Consider the following 19225-nt stretch of genomic DNA (forward strand, 5'->3'; position numbering starts at 1 on the left):
ACGTGCGGGCAGAATCCGACCGCGAGCGCCGCTGGAAATTGTCGATAGCGTGTTGGGAAGTTTTGCTGATCGGGGATCAGGCCCGGTCAGCGCCGGGAGCTAACGCCTAAACGCGTCCAGCACCGTCGAACGCGGGCGCGCGATCTGCGAAATAAACGACTTCATGCGCATCTCCCCGGTTCGAGTAAGGAAGCGCTGCTTATAAATGCATCACGCGCGATTGGCAAGGTAACATCGGCGTGAGTGCGTCAATGTGTCGGCGATATCAGCTATTCACGGGACCGGGCGCAGCCCGCGCGCCGATGCGATGCACTCAGCCCGGCGACAACGGCACACTTTCGTAGCCCGGATGAGCGAAGCGATATCCGGGGCCGCGTCACGCTCAGTGATGAACTGCCGAGATCGGTCCCGCATGTCGCTTCGCTCATGCGGGATACGAAAACCGATGACACCTAATGCGCGTCGCCGCCGCTCGCGGTCATCGACGGTGGCTTGTTGACGAACAGCACCAGAAGGCTGAGCGCGACATAGAACAGCGACAGCATGAAGAAGGCATCGCCATAGCCCATCACCGCTGCCTGACGGTGCACGATCTGCGAGAGCTGCTTCATCGCCATGACGGCGGAATCGCCCATGCCCTGCATGCGCTGGGTGAACATGTTGAGGGTCTCGACCGCGGTGGTGTTGCCCCAGGTCACGCGGTCATGCAGCCGCGAGATGTGCAGATCGGTGCGGTCGTTGAGCACCTCGTTGATGACGGCGAGACCTACCGCGCCGCCGAGGTTGCGCATCAGGTTGAACAGGCCGGAGGCGTTCTTGACGCGATCCTGCGGCAACGTCGCGAGCGCGATGTTGTTGGTCGGCACCATGGCGCACATCATGCCGATGCCGCGCAGGATCTGCGGCAGCAGCAGCTCGTAGAAATCATAGTCGCGGGTGATCCAGGTCATCTGCCAGGAGCCGAGCGCGAAGGTCACGAGGCCGAAGGCGATGATGTAGCGCAAATCGACCTTCTGCATCAGCCGCCCGACCACCGGCGCCATCAAGAACATGGTGACGCCGGAGACGAACATGGTCTCGCCGATCATCAGCGCGCTGTAGCCGCGAACCTCCGCGAGATAGCGCGGATAGACATAAGTCAGGCCATAGAGCCCGATGCCGATGCAGAACTGCAGCACGCAGCCGACCGCGAAGTTGCGGTTACTGAAGGCGTAGAGATCGACGATCGGCTCCTCCGCGGTCAAGACGCGCCAGAAGAACGCGACCGCCGAGACGAAGCCAATCGCGGCGCAGACAGCGACCGAAGTGTCCTGCAGCCACTCATATTGCGGCCCCTCCTCCAGCACATATTCAAGCGAGCCGAGGAAGCCGCCCATGAAGATCAGGCCCCACCAGTCGAAGCGCTCGAGCAGCGCGAAGTTCGGCTGGTCGAAATCGACCAGCGCCAGCACGCCTGCCGTGATGATGACGCCGGGCACGATGTTGATGAAGAACAGCCAGTGCCACGACATCAGATCCGTGATGTAGCCGCCGACGGTTGGGCCAACGGTCGGCGCCAGCGTCGCGACGAGGCCGATGATCGGCGCCACGATGTGGAATTTGGTGCGCGGGAAGATCGTGTAGGCCGAGGCGAACACCGTCGGGATCATGCCGGCGCCGAGAAAACCCTGCAGCGCGCGCCACAGGATCATCTGCTCGATCGAGGAGGCGAAGCCGCACAGCAGGCTCGAGGCGGTGAAGCCGAACGCGGAGATCGCGAACAACAGCCGCGTGCCAAGCGCGCGCGACAGGAATCCGGACAACGGAATCGCGATCACTTCGGCGATCAGATAGGCGGTCTGCACCCACGACACTTCGGTCGAGGATGCCGACAGGCCGGCCTGGATCTCGGACAGCGAGGCCGAGACGATCTGGATGTCCAGGATCGACATGAACATGCCGAACACCATGATGATGAAGGCAACCAGCCGCTTCGGCTGGATGCGCTCGGACTCCGGGGCGCCGGTCATCATCGAGGGCGAAGCAGTGGTCGTATCAGCCATGGGCTCATCGGCTCCGAGCCTCGGACTCTGTCCGAAGCTTCAAGACATCACTGCGGATGGATCATCATCGGCGCGTCGAGATCAGTTTCGGCGTCGGCATCGGCCGCGCCTTCGCGGGTGTCGACGGTGGTGTAGACCGACATGCCGGCGCGCAAGAGGCCCTGCTTGGCGACGCTGGCAGGCACGCGGATGCGGACCGGCAGGCGCTGCACGATCTTGGTGAAGTTACCGGTGGCGTTGTCGGGCGGCAGCAGCGTGAACACCGAGCCCGCCGCCGGCGAAATGCTGTCGACGAGGCCGGTGAACTTGCGGAAGCCGTAGGCGTCGACCTTGATCGTCACCCGCTGCCCGGTGCGGATGCGCTTGAGCTGGGTCTCTTTATAGTTGGCGTCGATGTAGACGCCGTCGAGCGGCACCACGTTGCCGAGCCGCTGGCCCACATTGATATAGTCGCCGGTGTTGACCAGGCGGTTGGAGAAGGTGCCGTCGACCGGCGCACGGACATTGGTGAATTCGAGATCGCGCTCGGCCTTGGCGAGCTGGGTCTGCAATTCGGCGAGCTGGGCGCGGGCCTCGGCCTGCTGCGCCTTGGTCACCTCGACATTGTCCTTGGCCGCATCATAGGCCGCCTGCGCGGACCGCACGCTGGCCGCGCCCTGATCACGGCCGGCCTCCGAGACTTCGAAGGTGGCACGCGAGGCAAAACCTTTGGTGCTGAGCGCCTGCTGCCGATCGAAATCGAGATCGGCGCGCTTCAGGCCGGCCTGAGCGGACACGAGCTGGGCCTGCGCCTGCTCGACCGAACTCGCCGCCGCCGCAACCTGGCGGCCGATGCGCTCGATCGTCGCCTGCTGGGTCGCGATCCTGGTGCGCGCGGCGTCGGCCGCGATACGGTAGTCGCCATCATCGATCCGGAAGATTACGTCGCCTGCGCGCACCAGCGCGTTGTCGCCGGGCAGGATCGCCGTGATATGGCCCGCGACGCGCGCGCCGAGCATGGAGTTGTTGGCGCGGACATAGGCATCGTCGGTCGAGACGTAGAAGCGCCCGACCATCAGGTAATAGGCGGCATAGCCCGCGGCAGCGAGCGCGAGCAGGCCGACCACGCCCATCATCACGAATTTGCGCCTGCCGGATTTCGGCGCCGGCGCCGCAGCGGGCGAAGCCGCCGGCTGCTCGGGCGCAGACGCGGGCGGCGCCTCCGCGGGACGCTTGGCTTCATCAGCCCGGCCCTGCTCGCCGAGATCGGCGGATGCATCGCGCGCGATCGCGTCCTCGGCCATCTCAGGCTCGGAACGAACAATGCGTGCAGCCTGATCCCGTGCTGCGGCCATGGCCGAGGCTCCCCACAAAAATCTTGACGCGCGCGATGGCGGAATAAGGGCCGTGCGGCGCATCGTCACTCCCAAGATACCATTGACCGAACGGTTCGGTCAATATACATTCCCGCCCGCTAGATTATAAAGCTTCGATTCTTCCCTTTCCTACTTTGGGTTGAGTTCTCTCCCGAGAAGCTAAATCAATGGTTGCAGCGCCCCGAACCTCCCTCCAGTCCGTCGGCGAGGAGGAATCGTCGAAACGCCGCCAGATCCTGGACGGCGCCCGTAAGATATTCCTGGAGCTCGGCTTTGACGGCGCGAGCATGGGCGAGATCGCGCGCGCTGCCGGCGTCTCCAAGGGCACGCTCTACGTCTATTTCCCCGACAAGGCCGGGCTGTTCGCGGCGATCGTCGAGGAGGAAAAGCTCGAGCAGGGCAAGGTCGCCTTCAATTTCGATCCGGCGCGCGACGTCGACACCACCCTCCCCGAATTCGGCCGCGCCTATGTCGCGGTGTTTGTGCCGGCCCGGCGGCGGCTCGGCGATCCGCACCGTGATGGCGATCGCCGAGCGGATGCCCGAGCTCGGCAGCCGGTTCTACACCCACGTCATCGCCCACACCGTCGACCGCTTCGCCGCCTATCTCGAGGCGCGCGCCGCGCTCGGCGAGCTCGTGATCGACGACTACCAGCTCGCGGCCTGGCAATTCATGCAGATGTGCCAGGCGACGCTGTTCCAGGCGTTCATCTTCCAGGCCAAGCCGTCGCCCTCGCCGGAGCGGATCGCAACCGTCGTCGACAGCGCGACGCGCGTGTTCTTCGCGGCGTACCGGCCGAAGGCCGGGTGAGATCGACGTCTTATCGCGGACCAGCGCGCTCTTCGTCCCGTCATGCTGAGGTGCTCGCGTAGCGAGCCTCGAAGCATGCGCGGCCCGGCTGGTGGCCGTCGTGCTTGAGACGGCTGCGGAGTTTATCATCGGGCCGCGCTTTGCGCGGACTCGTTGGCAGCCTCATCAACATGACGGACGTAGATTCTTTAGATCGTCACGGGGGTATTGTTCTCCAGCCGTCGATGTGCACGATCAATAACTCCAGCACGACGAGGCGATCGACCATGAACGACCTCACCATCCGACAGATGCAGCCGGACGAGATCGCGCTCGCGGTGGACTGGGCCGCGGCGGAGGGATGGAATCCTGGTCTCGCAGATGCGCCCTGCTTTGCCGCCGAGGACCCGCAGGGCTTCTTCATCGGCGAGCTCGATGGCGAGCCGGCCGCGGTGATCTCCTGCGTCAATTACGGCGCGCAATTTGCCTTCCTCGGCTTCTACATCGTGCGTCCGGATCTGCGCGGCCGCGGCCATGGCCTGAAGATCTGGAATGCGGCCATCGCGCATGCGCGCCCGCGCGTGATCGGGCTCGATGGCGTGGTGGCGCAGCAGGCGAACTACCAGAGGTCCGGCTTCGCGCTCGCCTATGCCAATGTGCGCTACGGCGGCACTGTCGCTGCACCATCCGCGCCGAGCGACGGCACCGTCGCGCTGACCGATCTGCCGATGGCGCTGATCGAAGCCGATGACGCCACTGTGTTTCCCGCACCGCGGCCGGCATTCCTGCGCGCCTGGATCAACACGTCAGGACATGTCGGGCGCGCGCTGATGCGCGACGGCAGGCTGGCCGGCTGGGGCGTGATCCGCCCGTGCCGGACCGGCCGCAAGATCGGTCCGCTGGTTGCCGATGACCGTGCCGGCGCCGAGGCCGTTGTCGCGGCATTGCTCGCGAGCGCGGGCAGCGGCGAGGTCTTCCTCGATGTCCCCGCGGTCAACCGCGACGCCGTCGCGCTGGCGCAAGGCCTCGGGCTGTCGCCGGTGTTCGAGACCGCGCGGATGTATACCGGCGCGATCCCGCCACTCCGGATCGATCGCGTGTTCGGCGTCACGACGTTCGAGCTCGGTTAGAGCGAGAGATTTCGGAATATTAGAAATATATCCGTGGGTTGCCCGACGTGTCAAGTGGCTAGGTCGAACGCCTGCCACCGCCGGCTCCTTTGCATGGGGTTGTTTTCGATATTTTCGCAACGCGCCTCCCCCGCAAGTGCCCGCAAGCGGGAGAGGGAGCGCGGCTGCAATTCAAACCCGAGCTAGTTCGCCGCCGCGTTGACCTCCGGCGTAGCGACGTTGTCCTGCTCGACCTCCTCGGGCAGGCCGGCGAAGCGCCGCAGCGCCTTCGCCATCTTCACGCGGCCGGCAACGCCGGTGATGATGACGTCGACCATCACGAACGACGAGTGGAAGTGGCCCTGCGCCTTGAGCTGCTCGACCTTGACGCCGGCCTTGGCGAGCGCGTCGCCATAGGCGATGCCCTCGTCGCGCAACGGATCGAACTCGCTGGTCGCGATGAACGTCGGCGGCAGGCCTTCGAGCTTGCCGCGCAGCGGCGCGACGCGCGGGTCGGTGCGGTCGGCCGGCGAGCAGTACAGATCCCAGAACCAGTACATCAGCCCGCGGGTCAGGAAATAGCCGGTCGCGTTGTCGACATAGGACGGCCGGTCGAATGTGGAATCGGTGACCGGACAGATCAGGAGCTGGCCCGCGATCTCGGGCCCGCCGCGATCGCGCGCGAGCTGGCACGTGACGGCCGCGATGTTGCCGCCGGCGCTCCAGCCCGCGACCAGCAGCGGCCCTGCCCTGCCGCCGAGCTCGGCGCTATGGGCCGCGATCCAGCGCGTCGCCGCAAAACCGTCCTCGGCCGCGGCCGGGAAGCGATGCTCGGGCGCATGGCGATAGCCGACACTGACGATGATCATGCCGGTGCGCCGGCACAGGTCGCGGCAGAACGGATCGTCCGACATCTCGTCGCCGAGCACCCAGCCGCCGCCGTGGAAATACACCACGATCGGATGCGGCCCCGGCGTCGTCGGCCGGTAGAGCTTGTACGGCAACGGACCGTCCGCGCCCTGCAGCATGCCGCTGCCGACCTCGCCGACCGGGCGGCCAAAGGGGCGGCCCTTGTTGAATTCGGTGAGGAAGTCGCGCGCGCCCTGCGCCCCCATCGTCTCGAGCGGCGGCAGGTTCATCTCACCGAGCAGGTTCAGCACCAGCCGCACATCCGGCTGCAGGCGCACGATCTCGCCGTCATTGCACTGCTCGGCAACGCCGGGACCCGAGAGCTTGAAGCCGAGCATGCCGCGGCCGACCACCTCATTACAGATGCTGCGATACGGGCCGACGCCGCCCGTATAAGGCATCACGCCTTGCGGCTTGCCGGGCACGTTGGCGCCCGTGTACCAGGTGTTGGCGAGCCGGTGCAGCGTCAGCGTCGTGCAGTCGGCCATGTGCCGTTCCCAGCCGGCCTGCGCGGTCTCGGTCGCTTCCATCGTGGTGAAGCCGGCGTCGCGCAGCGCGGCGATCCGTTCCACCACCCAATCGACATGCTGCTCGATCGAGACAGCCATGTTCGACAGTACCGACGGGCTGCCGGGGCCGGTGATCATGAACAGATTGGGGAAGCCCGCGACGGTGACGCCGAGATAGGTCTGCGGTCCGTGCGCCCAGACATCCGACAGCGACTTGCCGCCACGGCCGGAGATCGGATGCACCGCCATGATCGCCCCGGTCATCGCGTCGAAGCCGGTGGCGAACACGATGACGTCGACGTCGAACTTGCGTCCGTTGGTGAAGATGCCGCTGGCGGTGATCCCCTTAATCGGCTCCTGCCGCAGATTCACCAGCGTCACGTTGGGACGGTTGTAGGTCGCGTAGTAATTGGTATCGAGGCAGGGACGTTTGGCACCGAACGGATGATCGTGCGGGGCCAGCGCCGCCGCCGTCTCCGGATCCTTGACCACGGCGCCGATCTTCTCGCGGATCAGGTCGGCGACCAGTCTGTTGCCGTCGACATCGACCGCCTGGTCGGCCCAGAGCTGGGTCAGGATGTGGACGAGGTCGCCCGCCGCCCACGCCTTCTCGAACCGCTCGCGGCGCTCGGCGTCGCTCAATTGCCAGCTCACCACGGTCTGCTGCGGATAGGGCACGCCGGCCATCGACCAGCGCGCCTGGTCGCGATAGGCAGCACGGTCGCTCTCGAAATAGGTCTTGCGATCCTCGGGCGCTGGGCCGTTGCCCGCGGGTAGCGCGAAGTTCGGGGTGCGCTGGAACACGGTGAGCTGCGCGGCCTGCTCGGCGATGATCGGTATGGACTGAATGCCCGACGATCCGGTGCCGATCACGGCGACGCGCTTGCCCTTGAGATCGACGCCCTGATGCGGCCAGCGGCCGGTGAAATAGATCTCGCCCTTGAAGTCCTTGACGCCGTCGATCTCCGGCGGCTTCGGCGACGACAGGCAGCCGGTCGCCATGATGTAGTAGCGGCACGAGACGTCGGCGCCGTTGTTGGTCGAGATCTGCCAGCGCGAGGTCGCATCATTCCAGGTCGCCTGCGTGACCTTGGTGCCGAACCTGATGTCGCGACGCAGATCGTAACGGTCGGCGACGAAGCCGAGATAGCGCAGGATTTCCGGCTGGGTCGCGTATTTCTCCGACCAGGTCCAGGCCTGATCGAGCTCGGGATCGAAAGTGTAGCTGTAGTCGATGGTCTGGATGTCGCAGCGCGCGCCGGGATAACGATTCCAGTACCAGGTGCCGCCGACATCGGCGCCCTCCTCGAGCGCGACCGCCGAGAAGCCCGCCTTGCGCAACCGATGCAACAGGTAAAGTCCGGCGAAGCCGGCGCCGACCACCGCAACGTCGACCTGCTGCGTGGTTCCGCTCTGCGTGGAGTCTGAAGCGCGTGCTGCAACTGCTGCGTCTGGCATGCCATTCCTCCGTATGTTTTGATTTGACGGAAGGCTAGCCCTGCGCCTTCAGTTTGTCATCACGACAAACGCAATCAGAGGTCGCCGCAATTGTGACGCCCGCGGCCTGGAGCGCGCCGCGCAGCGCGTAGACGCAACTGGTGACGACGCAACGCGGTACGAACGGCGCCGCACACTTTGATGTCGTCCCGGCGAAAGCCGGGACCCATACTCCGCGGCGGATGTTGTGGACGGGACTCGTCGTTCCATCGACGCGCAACGATGACCATCGGTGGTTATGGGTCCCGGCTTTCGCCGGGACGACACCGAATATTTGGTGCCGCTTGTGAATCACAAGCTCACTTGCTCCTCAGAGTCCGTCTATGAGTCAGGCCCTGGGGATGACGGGTTTAGCAGTTGCCTCAAATCGACCGCATCAATCCGCCGTCGACGCGGATGTTTTGGCCGGTGATGTAGCCCGCGCCGTCGGAGACGAGGAAGCTGATGGTTGCGGCGATCTCCTCCGCCTTGCCGTAGCGCTTCATCGGCACGCTGTCGCGGCGCTCGTCGGTTGCCGGGAGGCTGTCGATCCAGCCTGGCAGCACGTTGTTCATGCGCACATTGCTGGCGGCGTAGCTGTCGGTGAACAGTTTGGTGAACGCAGCGAGCCCGGCGCGGAACACCGCCGAGGTCGGAAACATCGCGCTCGGCTCGAACGCCCAGGCGGTGGAGATGTTGACGATCGCGCCCGACTTCTGCGCCTGCATGTGAGGCGCGACGAGACGCGTCGGGCGGATCACGTTCATCAGGTAGACGTCGAGACCGGTGTGCCACTGCTCGTCGGTCAGTTCGAGCACACCCGCGCGCGGGCCGTGGCCGGCGCTGTTGACCAGCGCATCGATGCGGCCCCAACGCTCCACCACGCCGTCGACGGCGCGTTTCAGATCATCGTTGGAACGGTTCGAGCCGGTGAAGCCGAGGCCACCGAGCTCCTTTGCCAGCGCCTCGCCCTTGCCCGACGACGACAGGATCGCAACGCGGAAACCATCGGCCGCGAGGCGCCGCGCCGCCGCCGCTCCCATGCCGCTGCCGCCTGCGGTAACGAGCGCGACCTTCTCCAAAGCCATGACCTGATATCCCTTCTTATTGCTTCGTTCGAGGCGACCCTAGCACTGCCGATCGCAACGCGCGACATCGCGCCTGCTTTGCGTCACCGGACGAAATGCGGCATGGTGACCGACATCGTTCTCCGGTACGCAGTATTCACATGACATCCCTCCTTCGACACCTTGTCATCGCCGCCGTGATGCTGTTCGCCGGTCCCGCGCTCGCGCAGACCCGGTCCATCACCGTCGCCTCGACGACATCGACCGAACAGTCCGGCCTGTTCGGCTATCTGCTGCCGCGGTTCTCGGAGACCTCGGGCATTGCCGTGAAGGTGGTCGCGGTCGGCACCGGACAGGCGCTCGACATCGGACGGCGCGGCGATGCCGATGTCGTGTTCGTGCACGATCGCGTGGCCGAAGAGAAATTCCTGGCCGAGGGCTTTGCGACCAGGCGATATGACGTGATGTACAACGATTTCGTCATCGTCGGCCCGAAGGCCGATCCGGCGCATATCGCCGGCGACAAGGATGTCGCGGATGCCCTGCGCAAGATCGCTGCGACCAGTTCGGCCTTCATCTCGCGCGGCGACCACTCCGGCACGCACGAGGCCGAGCTGCGGCTCTGGAAGGCGGCCGGCGTCGATCTCGGCTCAGCGAAGGGCCAGTGGTATCGCGAGATCGGCCAGGGCATGGGTCCGGCGCTCAACATGGCATCCGCGTCGAATGCCTATGTGCTGTCCGACCGCGGCACCTGGCTGTCGTTCAAGAACCGCGGCGAGCTCGCCGTGCTGACCGAAGGCGACCGGCGGCTGTTCAACCAGTACGGCGTGATGCTGGTCAATCCGGCGAAACATCCGACGGTGAAGGCCGCGGACGGCGAGGCCTTCATCGACTGGCTGGTCTCGCAGGCCGGGCAGTCGGCCATCGCCGGCTACAAGGTCGGTGGCGAGCAGCTATTTTTCCCCAACGCCGCGCACTAGCAGAAACGCGATCGTGCTGACGCTGACGCTCAGCGCAAGCAGGATGACGCCGAGCCCGAGGCCGAGCGCCAGCTCGCCCTTGCTGGTCTCGAGCGCGATCGCGGTCGTCATCGTTCGCGTATAGCCGCTGATATTGCCGCCCACGATGATGATGGCGCCGACCTCCGCGATGGCGCGGCCGAAGGCGGCGAGGAACGCGGTGAGCAGCGAGGCGCGGCCGAGCGAGAACACCAGCGCAAGGCTGCGCAGGCGGGACAGGCCGTCGGTGCGGATCAAATCGGCATATTCCGCCCACAGCAGCGCGACCGGACGATGCACCAGCGCAACCACGATCGGCGTCGCCAGGATGACCTGCGCCACCACCATCGCCGTCGGCGTGAACAGCAGCCCGGCGAAGCCCAGCGGTCCGGATCGCGACAGCAGCAGATAAAGCCCGAGGCCGACCACGACCGGCGGCAGGCCGAGACAGGCATTGGCGAGCACGATCACCACCTGCCGTCCGCGAAACCTCGATATCGCAAGCCAGCCGCCGATCGGCGCGCCGATCAGAAGCGCGAGCAGGCTCGCCAGCAGGCTGACGCGCAACGACAATGCGACGATCCCAAGCAGGACCGGATCGCGACCGGCTATCAGCGATGCCGCCGCCGTGATCGACTGTGCGAAATCATTCATGCCGGCACGTTTTGCCCGCACAACGTGCGCATCGTCAAATCGCAGGAACGATCAGTCGCTCAGGCCGGCGCGCCGTTCTTGAGCAGCTTGGCCACGGCCGCGACCAGTTCGTCAGGCGAGAACGGCTTGTTCAGCAGCACGCTGTCCGGCACGCCCCGGGTCGGCCACTCGTCGCCGCCGCCGCCGGTGATGTAGAGCACCGGGAATGACGGGTCGATCTCGCGGGCGCCGCGCGCCACGCGCCAGCCGTCGAGCCGGCCGAGCAGGCGGATGTCGGTGACCAGTGCTGAGTATTTGGTGCGGAACGCCTTCAGCAGCGTCAACGCTTCCTCGCCCGAGCCCGCGATCGCCGGCTCATAGCCGCCGTCCCTCAGGGCGTCCTCTACCATCATCTGAAGATCACGATCGTCTTCGATGACGAGAATGATCGGCGCGTCTTGCAAAGCTATCCCCTAGAAATCAGCCGGGTGCGCCCGGCTCCGAAGCATATGCAGCATAAAAGTGGCTACCGTTTGCACGGTGTCACCCAGTAAAAATACGGGTATCAGACGCGTCCCTATTCGTCGGCGAATTCGTCTTCTTCGTTGATCCCCGCCTTACCCCGCGGGGCCGGCTTTCTGCCGCCGAGCGATCCTGTGACATAAGGTTCGCGCGTTGCATAGGGGTTACGGCCGCCGGCACGCGCCGCGACCTCCTCGCCCGAGACGGCGGCGGGCTGGCAGATCAGACGCCGGCTGGCCCGGCGCATCAGATCCACATGGATGTGGTCGTAGTGATAGACGTTGGACCCCGGCGCCAGCACCGTGGTGAATTGCTGGCAGGCGGCGGCCTGGACATCGCGCAGAAAGCCCTGCTCCTCCGGCAGGCCTTTCCAGCCATCCTTCACGGTTATGCGGCGACCGTCAGCCAGCGTGAAGGCTGCGATGTCGAGCGCATTGCCGAAGGCGTGCTCGGAAATATGCGCGTGCGAATTGCCGTTCATGCCGCGGCAGGAATAGGCCGAGATCTGCTTGATCTCGACGACACGCGCGCCGAACCAGCGCTGCGCCGCCGGCTGTACGGAATCGGCGAGCCAGCGCTCGAGCACCGAGACGATCGGGCACGCCAGCGTTGCCGCCGGCTTCACTGCGACCGGGCCGACCGTCACCACCGGATTGCCGCTCGAGGGACCGAGCCGCGGCGGCGGTGGCGCGCCGGGCGGCTGCTGGGAATACGGTGCCGGTGAATAGGGCGCGGCCGCGCTGTCGCGCTGCGGATTGGATGGCAGGCCCGGATAATAAGGTCGCTCGCCCCTGGCATCGGGCGAGCCTTCCGGCGGCAAATCGATCTCGTCCTGCTGCGGCGGAACGCCGGGCGCCGACAGCGAGACCGGCCCATTCTGACGGCTGCCATAGCCCGGCTCGTTGCCATAGCTCGGCTGGCCGACGGCCTGATTGGAATACGGCGCCTGCGCGGGCGGCGGAGGCGGCTGGCGGTTGATCGGCCAGCGCGGCTGGTTGCCGACCGATGCCGGCGGGCGCAGGCTGTCGTCGGCAAATCCGTAAGCCGAACTGGCTTCACCGAGCGCGGCGACCTTGAGCGGGAACTCGGCGCCGCAGACGCCGGGACCGGAGATCGGATCAATGCGGACGAGGTCGGCGCTCTCCTTGACCGCGCCCGACTTCAGGCATGCGGCCTCGGCCTCGGCCCGCCACGGTTCGCGCTCGGCGGTCTGAAACAGACCGCGACCGCAACCAGCAAGCGACACAAGGACAAGGGAGCCGACGAGATACAAACGAACTCCACGCGTCATGGCGCGGAGGTTCTGCGAATTTGATTAAAGACTCTTCAACGCATTTCGATGCGTTGTTTTCAGCTGTCCTTAACCATGCAGCGGAACCCGGCAGGGCAACACGCGCCCTGCCGAGATGATGTCATCACCACGTGTAGCGAACGACACCCTTGCCGCCATAGGACGACGTGACGTCGGAGAACTCGCCTTCGAAGGTAAGCGCCGCCGACCAGCCGCTGGTCCAGTTCATCGCCGCGCTCGCGGTGGTGAGCACCGCATCGCTCGCCGGCGCCGCACCGTTGACCACGAAGGACGCGCCCGGCAGCGTCTGGAATGTCGCGGCAACGCTGCGATCGGTGTTGTAGTCGTGCGCCCAGGCAAGGCGGCCGCGCAGGCTGAGAATGCCATCCTGCAACGCGATCGAGCGATCGCTGCGGAGGCCGAGTTCGCTGCGCGTGGCGGTGACGGTCTTGGCGCCATAGGCCACCGCGAACGCGCTCGATCCCTACAGCACCTGCTCGGCATAGGACGGCAGATCGTAGGTCGTGAACTGTCCGGCGGCATAGGGCGTCAGCGCCAGCGACCACGGCGTTGTCGATCGTGAAGTTTTCGCCGGGACGGATCGCGTCCGCATTGGCCGCAGTGATCAGGCCGGTCGCGCGGTTTGTGATGTGAACGCTCGCGGCGGTCGAGATGAGATTGTCGAAGTCGATCGCCTGCCCGGTCGCCGATTTGATGGTGCCGGCATTGTCGACCGAGAACCTGGCCGCGGTCGTGCTGTTGCTGCCCGACGCGCCGTTGATCTGGATGGAGTCGTCCGCCGACTGGATCGTCGCGCCCGCATTGTTGACGACCGACAGCGAGATCACGTTGTTGAGATTGGTGGTGGCACGGATCGCGCGAGAACCTGCCGTATTGGTCGCGTCGATCAGGCCGGAATTGGTGATCGTGGTGGTTCCGCCGCCGATCCGCATCACGTCGCTGCTTGATGACTTGATGATGCCGCCGCTCTGGTTGGTGATCGAGAACACGGTGGTGTTCGACGTCGCGTTGACGAAGTCGAAGACGCGGCCGTTGCCCGTCGACTGGATGGTGCCCGCATTGTCGACGGTGACCGACCCGCTGCTCAGGCCGCCATTGATCCGGAATGCATCATTGGACGCGGTGAAGAGCGCGCCGGAATTGTTGATCAGCGTGAGATTGCCGCTGATGGCGCTGCTCGAGGTGTCGATGCCGCGCGAGGTCGCCGAGATGGTGCCGTTGTTGGTGATGACGACGCCGGGCGACGACAGGCCGGTAATCCAGGTGATCGCGGTGCCCGTCACCGACAGGCTGCTGCCGGCGGCGACCGAGCCGGTATCATTGTTGGAGACGGTCTGCGCCGTCGTGCTGTTGGGAGGAGTGCTGAAGCTTGCGGCCAGTGCCGGACAGGAGAACCCCAACGAAGTCGCAGAAATAGCCAGCGCAAGCCGGCTTGCGCGGCTCAGAAACTCAGATTTCACGTAACGCCCCCAAGTACTTATTACCGGGGTAGAGCCCCGGTCATTGCGGGCGGCAATCTGGGTATGGTTTGTGACAGGCGCACAACAAATGACGATGCTGCCTTGCGGCGCAACGACACAGGGGCGAGAGCAACCGACGGACATCCAAGCGGGGACTGCTATCGGCGCCTGGAACCGGCGCCGCCGCCGAATATATTTGCGACGCGTCAACGCCTTGATTCGGCGGCTATTTGAGCCGCGCATCGCAATGCGGCATTGCCGCGAATAGCAAGCCTGACAACAAGACTGCCTTTTTCGGCCTGGAACCCCTTGCTAGCTTTGACGTTAATGCGGGCAGCGTTGTGTGAACCGAGGGAGTTTCCCCAATGGATTTCGCGAGTCCTCTGCTGAGCAAGCTGAGCATTGTGGCCGCGTACATCGCGTTAGCCTTCGTCGGCGCCATTATTCTCGGTGTGTTCTAGGACATTCGACAGGCATGAGTTCAGCGCCCGGCGGCCGCCCCCGCCGGCGCTTTGCTGTTTTACGTTCACTCCGCCACAACTACAGCTCGATGATCGCGATGAGGGGCTCGAATGCGATGCGCGTGCAGCGCTGCGCCGTGCAACGGCGGGGCGAGTCTTGCGGTCGCCCTTCAGGTAACGGGCTTATATCTGCCCGGCGGTCGCTTCATGTGCGTCGCCGGACCCGCTATAAGAGCCGCATTGTCGAAAATGAATTGAACCTGCGGGCGACCGGCGACCAATGAAGCATTTCCTCACCGCGGCCAGGCTGTTGGCCCTCGATCTCGCCTCGACGCTTGTCTTTCTTGTTCTGTTCCTGCTGACGCACAACACCGCGCTCGCGGTCAGCCTCGGCATCGCATTCGGCGTCGTGCAGATCGGCGTCCAGATGGTGCGCGGCAAACGGATCGACACCATGGAATGGCTGAGCCTGTTCCTGGTCGTCGCCGCCGGCTCCGCCACGCTGCTGACCCACGACCCGCGCTTCGTGCTGTTCAAGCCGAGCGTGATCTACGCCATCGTCGGCGTCGTGATGCTCAAACCCGGCTGGCTCAACCGCTACCTGCCCGAGATCGCACAGAAAGTCGTGCCCGATGTCGCCGTCAAGGTCGGCTATGCCTGGGCCGCCCTGATGTTCATCTCCGCCGCGGTGAACGCCATCGTCGCGCTGACCTGCGAGATCACGACATGGGCCGTCGTGATGCCGATCTTCGGCATCGTGAGCAAGATCGTGGTGTTCCTCGGCGGCTTTGCCGCGCTCCGCCTCACCGCAAGGCGCCGCATCCGCGCCATGCCGGAGACGCAGCGCGAGGCCGTGCTCGCGCTCGAAGGGGCACCGGCGCCAGCTGCGCCGTAGCCCCCGACCGGGGTGTGGTCGACGAAACAAACGGCCCGCGCGACGAAACCATTTTGCCGTGACAACGAAGAATTGCTGAAACCAAGCCTGCCTAGTGATCGGTTCGACAACGCGCTGCTTCGGCGCGATCACAAGGGGGACATGATGGCTTTCACCGCTTCCGCGCTTCGTCACGGCAAACTGCTGCGGCAACCGCGTTCACGCTCGGTCTGCTGACCTCGGCGTCCTATGCCTACACCGACGAGCAGCAGCAGATGTGCACCAGCGACGCCATGCGGCTGTGCAGCGCGGAAATCCCCGACGTCGATCGCGTCACCGCCTGCATGATCCGTCAGCGCGCGCTGCTCAGCGACGGCTGCAAGGCGGTGTTCCACTACGTGCCGCCGGCGGCTGCGCAACCCGCGAATTATGCGCCCGCGGCCAAGCCGGCGAAACCGCTCAATATCACTCCTCACAAGCGCGGCTAAGCAAAACCCCAACAGCGACCAGGCACCGCGCTTCCGGCAACGGAGCGCGGTGCTTGATCGTTTCGGTCCGCCATGACAACAAGGCACGACCGTTCATCCGGCATTCAGCCTGACGCGGCTCAATTGCCGTCCCCACTGCCTCCCCCGGGAATCGATGGCGATGCGCCGCAGCCTTCTCTTTGCGCTTCTGCTTGGCGCCGGCGTCACGATCGGTTGGCAATCAGCGGCCAATGCCGCGCCGGACTTGACGCGGCTTGCACAGGCGCAACCTGCACAGGCGCCCGCCCCGGCGCCGAGTGCGACGCCGCCTACGCCCGCTCCCGCAACACCCGCGCCTGCAACGCCGGCGCCGGCCGCGAGCGCGCAGCCCGCAGCGCCCGAGCCGATCGGCAACGTGGCGACACTGACAGGAACCGCGACCGTCACGCGCAACAGCACCGCGACGCCGCTGCAGATCCGCGACGACATCTTTGCCAATGACGAGGTCGCGACATCAGGGACCTCCTCGCTCGGCATCACCTTCAACGACGGCACCACCTTCAACCTGCGCGCCAATGCCAGGATCACGATCGACAATTACGTCTATGAGGACGGCGGCCAGCAGAACAGCGCGCTGTTCAACGTCACCAAGGGAACGGCGGCCTTCGTCGCCGCCGCGGTCGCCAAAACCGGCGACATGAAGATCTCGACCCCGACCGCGACGCTCGGCATCCGCGGCACCACCGGTCTCGTCGAGGTGCCCGAAGGCGCCACCGCGACCAGCAGGAATGTCGGCATCAAGCTCTATCCCGACGCCGACGGACATGTCGGCCGCATCGAGGTCAACGACCGCAGCGGTGCCTCGCTCGGCGTGCTGACGCGCGGCGCCAGCGGCTTTGCGATTCGTCCGGGCACCGGCGGTGCCCGCTTCGCCGCGGTGCCGCTGACGATCTCGCCGCAACAGATCACGCGCGACCAGGGCTTTGTGCGCCAGGTCCATAGCGCGCAGACGCTGGGCCGCCAGGTCGTGACCGAGCAGCGCGACTTCCGCCGCGCCAATCCCGATTTCCGCAGGGCCAATCCGGCCGCGCCCTATCCGAACCGCGGCCAGCCCGTGCAGCCGAACCCGCAGCGGCAGAACGGCCTGCCGGGCCAGAACCGCAACACGCCGCAGCAGCCGGGTCAGCAAAAACGTCCGGGCCAGATGCAGCAGCCCGGTCAGCCGAACCGTCCCGGCCAGCAACCGGGCACGCCTGGCCGGCAAGGTTCGCAGCAGCGGCCCGGCACGCAGCAGCAAGGCGGCGCACAGCATGCGCTACCCGGCCAACCCGGCGGCGCGACGCTGCCGCACGCGCCCGGCGTCCAGACGCCAGCCGGACAACAGCCGGCGGGACAACAGCCAACGCGCCAAGCCCCCACGCAAGAGCCCGCACGCCAAGGCGGCACGACGCAACCCGGCGGACAACAATCGCCGGCACGTCAAGGCGGTCTGCAGCCCGGCCGCACCCAGGCGCCGGGCGGCGTGCGCCAGCCAGGACCACCAGCGGCCCAGCCGGGTCAACCGGGCGCGCCGCGACAAGGCACCGCGCAGCCCGTGCCGCAGGCGCCCGGCCAGATCCGACCCGGCATCCAGCAAGCCGCACCGGGCATACAACGGCCCGCGGTGCAGGCGCGGCCAGGCTTCCAGCAACGGCGCGCGCCGCCTCCGCCGCGCGGCGCGAAGCCTCCACCCAGGGACAAGCGCCAGTAACTGAGATCACAGCAATGTCGATCAAACGAGCGAATGGCGCCGGCGAGTTACGCCGGCGCCATGCACAGATCGACCAATGCCGAGCGGCAGGTCAGCCGCGCCTGGTGATCACGGCCTCCAGATATTCGCTCGGGATCACCAGCGTGCCGTCCCTGGCGATATTGAACTGGTCCATCAGGCTGAACATGTCGGCGGCGAGCAATTGCTGCTTGACCGGATCGATCGCCCCGAACGCCTTCAGCACGGGCCCGTAATAGGTGCGGAAGATCTCGAGGAAATGCTCGCGCGACCTGTAACGGAAATTGAAGTGCCTGCGCCTGGCATCGAGCGTCGCCTGCGGGCCGAACAAGGCGCCGAGATGCGCCTCGGTGCCCCACAGCGCGGGAGACTTCACGCCCGGCGCCGGCGGCACATACTTCCCGATGGTCTTGAACAGCTGGCCGATGAAACCTTCCGGCGTCCAGCTTGCGAGGCCGATCTTGCCGCCGATGCGGCAGACGCGGCGCAGTTCATTCGCCGCCTGCTGCTGGTCGGCGGTGAACATGACCCCGAAGGTCGACAGCACGACATCGAAGCTGGCATCGGCAAACGGCAGCTTCTCCGCGTCCGCTTCCTGGAACGTGATGGGCAGACGCTCCGCCGCCGCCCGCTCGCGGCCGCGCTCGAGCAACGCCGCGACGTAGTCGGTCGAGACCACGTCGGCAAAGCGCCGCGCCGCAGCCAGCGTCGCATTGCCGTTGCCGGCGGCGACGTCGAGCACCATCTGATTGCTGCGCAGGTCGACTGCCTCGCAGAGCATCTCGCCGACGATCTGGAGCGTGGTGCCGACGATCGCATAGTCGCCCGCACTCCAGGTGGCTTGCTGGCGCGCCTTGACGGCGGCAAGATCGATGGTCGGCATTTCGGTCTGAACGTTCATGTGCATCTCCTTTGAAAATGTGGTGCGGCTCGCGGCGAGGCCGCCGGCTTCGCCGAAAGTCCGCGGGTTGCGTCAAAAAACGGCGTCGAGCAGTGCAATGACTTCAAATGTGCTGCGCGCTATGTGCGGCGGTCGAGCAGGACCGGGATGGTCGATGCGGCAACTATGCTCCAGTCCGAGCGATGCCTGCAGCCGTGGCTGCTACGCTGCGTCAAGGCGGCCTGCTGCGCCGGAGCTGCACGATGCTCCAGAACGACAGGTTCCTCCGCTCGGGTGAACACGGGCGAGGACAAACCCGCGATCACCAGCCCGAGCAGCGCGCTTCGCCCGATCGGCCGTGAGCAGCGGTTCCCGGCGCCCTTCGACTGGCCGCCGGCGTCGCGCGGCATCAGGCGACTGGCCTGCCGCTCGCGATGGGCGAGCATGCCTGCGACCGATTGATTGACGATCCGGCGGATCCGCAAAAGCAGGAAGGAAAAATGCCTTCGTACCGGACTTGAAATGGATTCCATGAATGAAATCGACATAATTGTTTCCTTGATCGAAGTGTGATGGCGCTCCGGATCAGGTTTG

At 65.7% G+C, this 19225-nt stretch carries 15 protein-coding genes and 2 pseudogenes; 7 read left to right on the plus strand and 10 right to left on the minus strand.

The window, feature by feature from the left end; translation table 11 throughout:
* Positions 1-452 precede the first annotated feature (452 nt).
* Both ACVMDN_RS25945 and ACVMDN_RS25950 read right to left on the minus strand, forming a co-directional pair.
* Entirely contained in the window at positions 453-2042 is a 1590-nt protein-coding gene (locus ACVMDN_RS25945) for a DHA2 family efflux MFS transporter permease subunit (RefSeq protein WP_076824108.1), read from the minus strand.
* A 47-nt stretch (positions 2043-2089) separates the two neighbouring features.
* Entirely contained in the window at positions 2090-3376 is a 1287-nt protein-coding gene (locus tag ACVMDN_RS25950) for an HlyD family secretion protein (protein WP_076824105.1), read from the minus strand.
* Between the two features lie 188 nt (positions 3377-3564).
* On the opposite strand from ACVMDN_RS25950, the pseudogene ACVMDN_RS25955 reads away from it, so the two are divergent.
* Both ACVMDN_RS25955 and ACVMDN_RS25960 read left to right on the plus strand, forming a co-directional pair.
* A pseudogene (locus ACVMDN_RS25955) lies at positions 3565-4207 on the plus strand (TetR/AcrR family transcriptional regulator).
* A 266-nt stretch (positions 4208-4473) separates the two neighbouring features.
* Complete coding sequence (locus tag ACVMDN_RS25960) at positions 4474-5316, plus strand: GNAT family N-acetyltransferase (protein ID WP_076824101.1); 843 nt, start codon at positions 4474-4476, stop codon at positions 5314-5316.
* Positions 5317-5498: 182 nt separating this feature from the next.
* Here the strand turns inward: ACVMDN_RS25960 and ACVMDN_RS25965 are convergent, their stop codons facing one another.
* Entirely contained in the window at positions 5499-8171 is a 2673-nt protein-coding gene (locus ACVMDN_RS25965; RefSeq protein ID WP_076824099.1) for a flavin-containing monooxygenase, read from the minus strand.
* Positions 8172-8572: 401 nt separating this feature from the next.
* Complete coding sequence (locus tag ACVMDN_RS25970) at positions 8573-9277, minus strand: SDR family oxidoreductase (RefSeq protein WP_057014974.1); 705 nt, start codon at positions 9275-9277, stop codon at positions 8573-8575.
* A gap of 140 nt (positions 9278-9417) precedes the next feature.
* Between ACVMDN_RS25970 and ACVMDN_RS25975 the strand changes: the two genes are divergently transcribed.
* Positions 9418-10236 (plus strand): substrate-binding domain-containing protein, encoded by an 819-nt coding sequence (locus tag ACVMDN_RS25975; protein ID WP_076824096.1) that lies wholly within the window; start codon positions 9418-9420, stop codon positions 10234-10236.
* Here the strand turns inward: ACVMDN_RS25975 and ACVMDN_RS25980 are convergent.
* The 4 genes and pseudogenes from ACVMDN_RS25980 to ACVMDN_RS25995 all read right to left on the minus strand — a co-directional run.
* Entirely contained in the window at positions 10210-10908 is a 699-nt protein-coding gene (locus ACVMDN_RS25980; protein WP_016845814.1) for an ABC transporter permease, read from the minus strand. The genes ACVMDN_RS25975 and ACVMDN_RS25980 overlap by 27 nt on opposite strands.
* 59 nt (positions 10909-10967) lie before the next feature.
* Positions 10968-11351, minus strand: a complete 384-nt coding sequence (locus ACVMDN_RS25985) for a response regulator (RefSeq protein ID WP_050425581.1) — start codon at positions 11349-11351, stop codon at positions 10968-10970.
* A gap of 113 nt (positions 11352-11464) precedes the next feature.
* Positions 11465-12700, minus strand: coding sequence for an extensin-like domain-containing protein (locus tag ACVMDN_RS25990; protein ID WP_076824094.1), 1236 nt, complete (start codon positions 12698-12700; stop codon positions 11465-11467).
* A gap of 124 nt (positions 12701-12824) precedes the next feature.
* Positions 12825-13262: pseudogene (locus ACVMDN_RS25995) on the minus strand (autotransporter outer membrane beta-barrel domain-containing protein); the annotation flags it as partial.
* A 110-nt stretch (positions 13263-13372) separates the two neighbouring features.
* On the opposite strand from ACVMDN_RS25995, the gene ACVMDN_RS26000 reads away from it, so the two are divergent.
* The 4 genes from ACVMDN_RS26000 (at position 13373) to ACVMDN_RS26015 (ending at position 17733) form a co-directional block, all read left to right on the plus strand.
* Positions 13373-14185, plus strand: a complete 813-nt coding sequence (locus ACVMDN_RS26000; RefSeq protein ID WP_141341409.1) for a hypothetical protein — start codon at positions 13373-13375, stop codon at positions 14183-14185.
* Between the two features lie 737 nt (positions 14186-14922).
* On the plus strand, positions 14923-15537 hold the full coding sequence (locus tag ACVMDN_RS26005; RefSeq protein ID WP_057014969.1) for an inner membrane-spanning protein YciB: 615 nt from the start codon (positions 14923-14925) through the stop codon (positions 15535-15537).
* 212 nt (positions 15538-15749) lie between these two features.
* Complete coding sequence (locus ACVMDN_RS26010) at positions 15750-16004, plus strand: hypothetical protein (RefSeq protein WP_456815273.1); 255 nt, start codon at positions 15750-15752, stop codon at positions 16002-16004.
* Between the two features lie 154 nt (positions 16005-16158).
* Positions 16159-17733 carry a FecR family protein gene (locus ACVMDN_RS26015; RefSeq protein WP_076824090.1) on the plus strand — a complete coding sequence of 525 codons (1575 nt, stop codon included), beginning with the start codon at positions 16159-16161 and terminating at the stop codon, positions 17731-17733.
* A gap of 91 nt (positions 17734-17824) precedes the next feature.
* On the opposite strand, the gene ACVMDN_RS26020 is transcribed toward ACVMDN_RS26015, so the two are convergent.
* Positions 17825-18652: a class I SAM-dependent methyltransferase gene (locus tag ACVMDN_RS26020; protein WP_076824088.1), complete on the minus strand. Its 828-nt coding sequence runs from the start codon at positions 18650-18652 to the stop codon at positions 17825-17827.
* A 119-nt stretch (positions 18653-18771) separates the two neighbouring features.
* The gene (locus ACVMDN_RS26025) at positions 18772-19179 is read right to left on the minus strand and encodes a hypothetical protein (RefSeq protein WP_141341958.1); all 408 of its coding nucleotides are present in this window, start codon (positions 19177-19179) and stop codon (positions 18772-18774) included.
* Between the last annotated feature and the right edge of the window lie 46 nt (positions 19180-19225).

This window comes from Bradyrhizobium sp. USDA 4510, assembly GCF_054059095.1.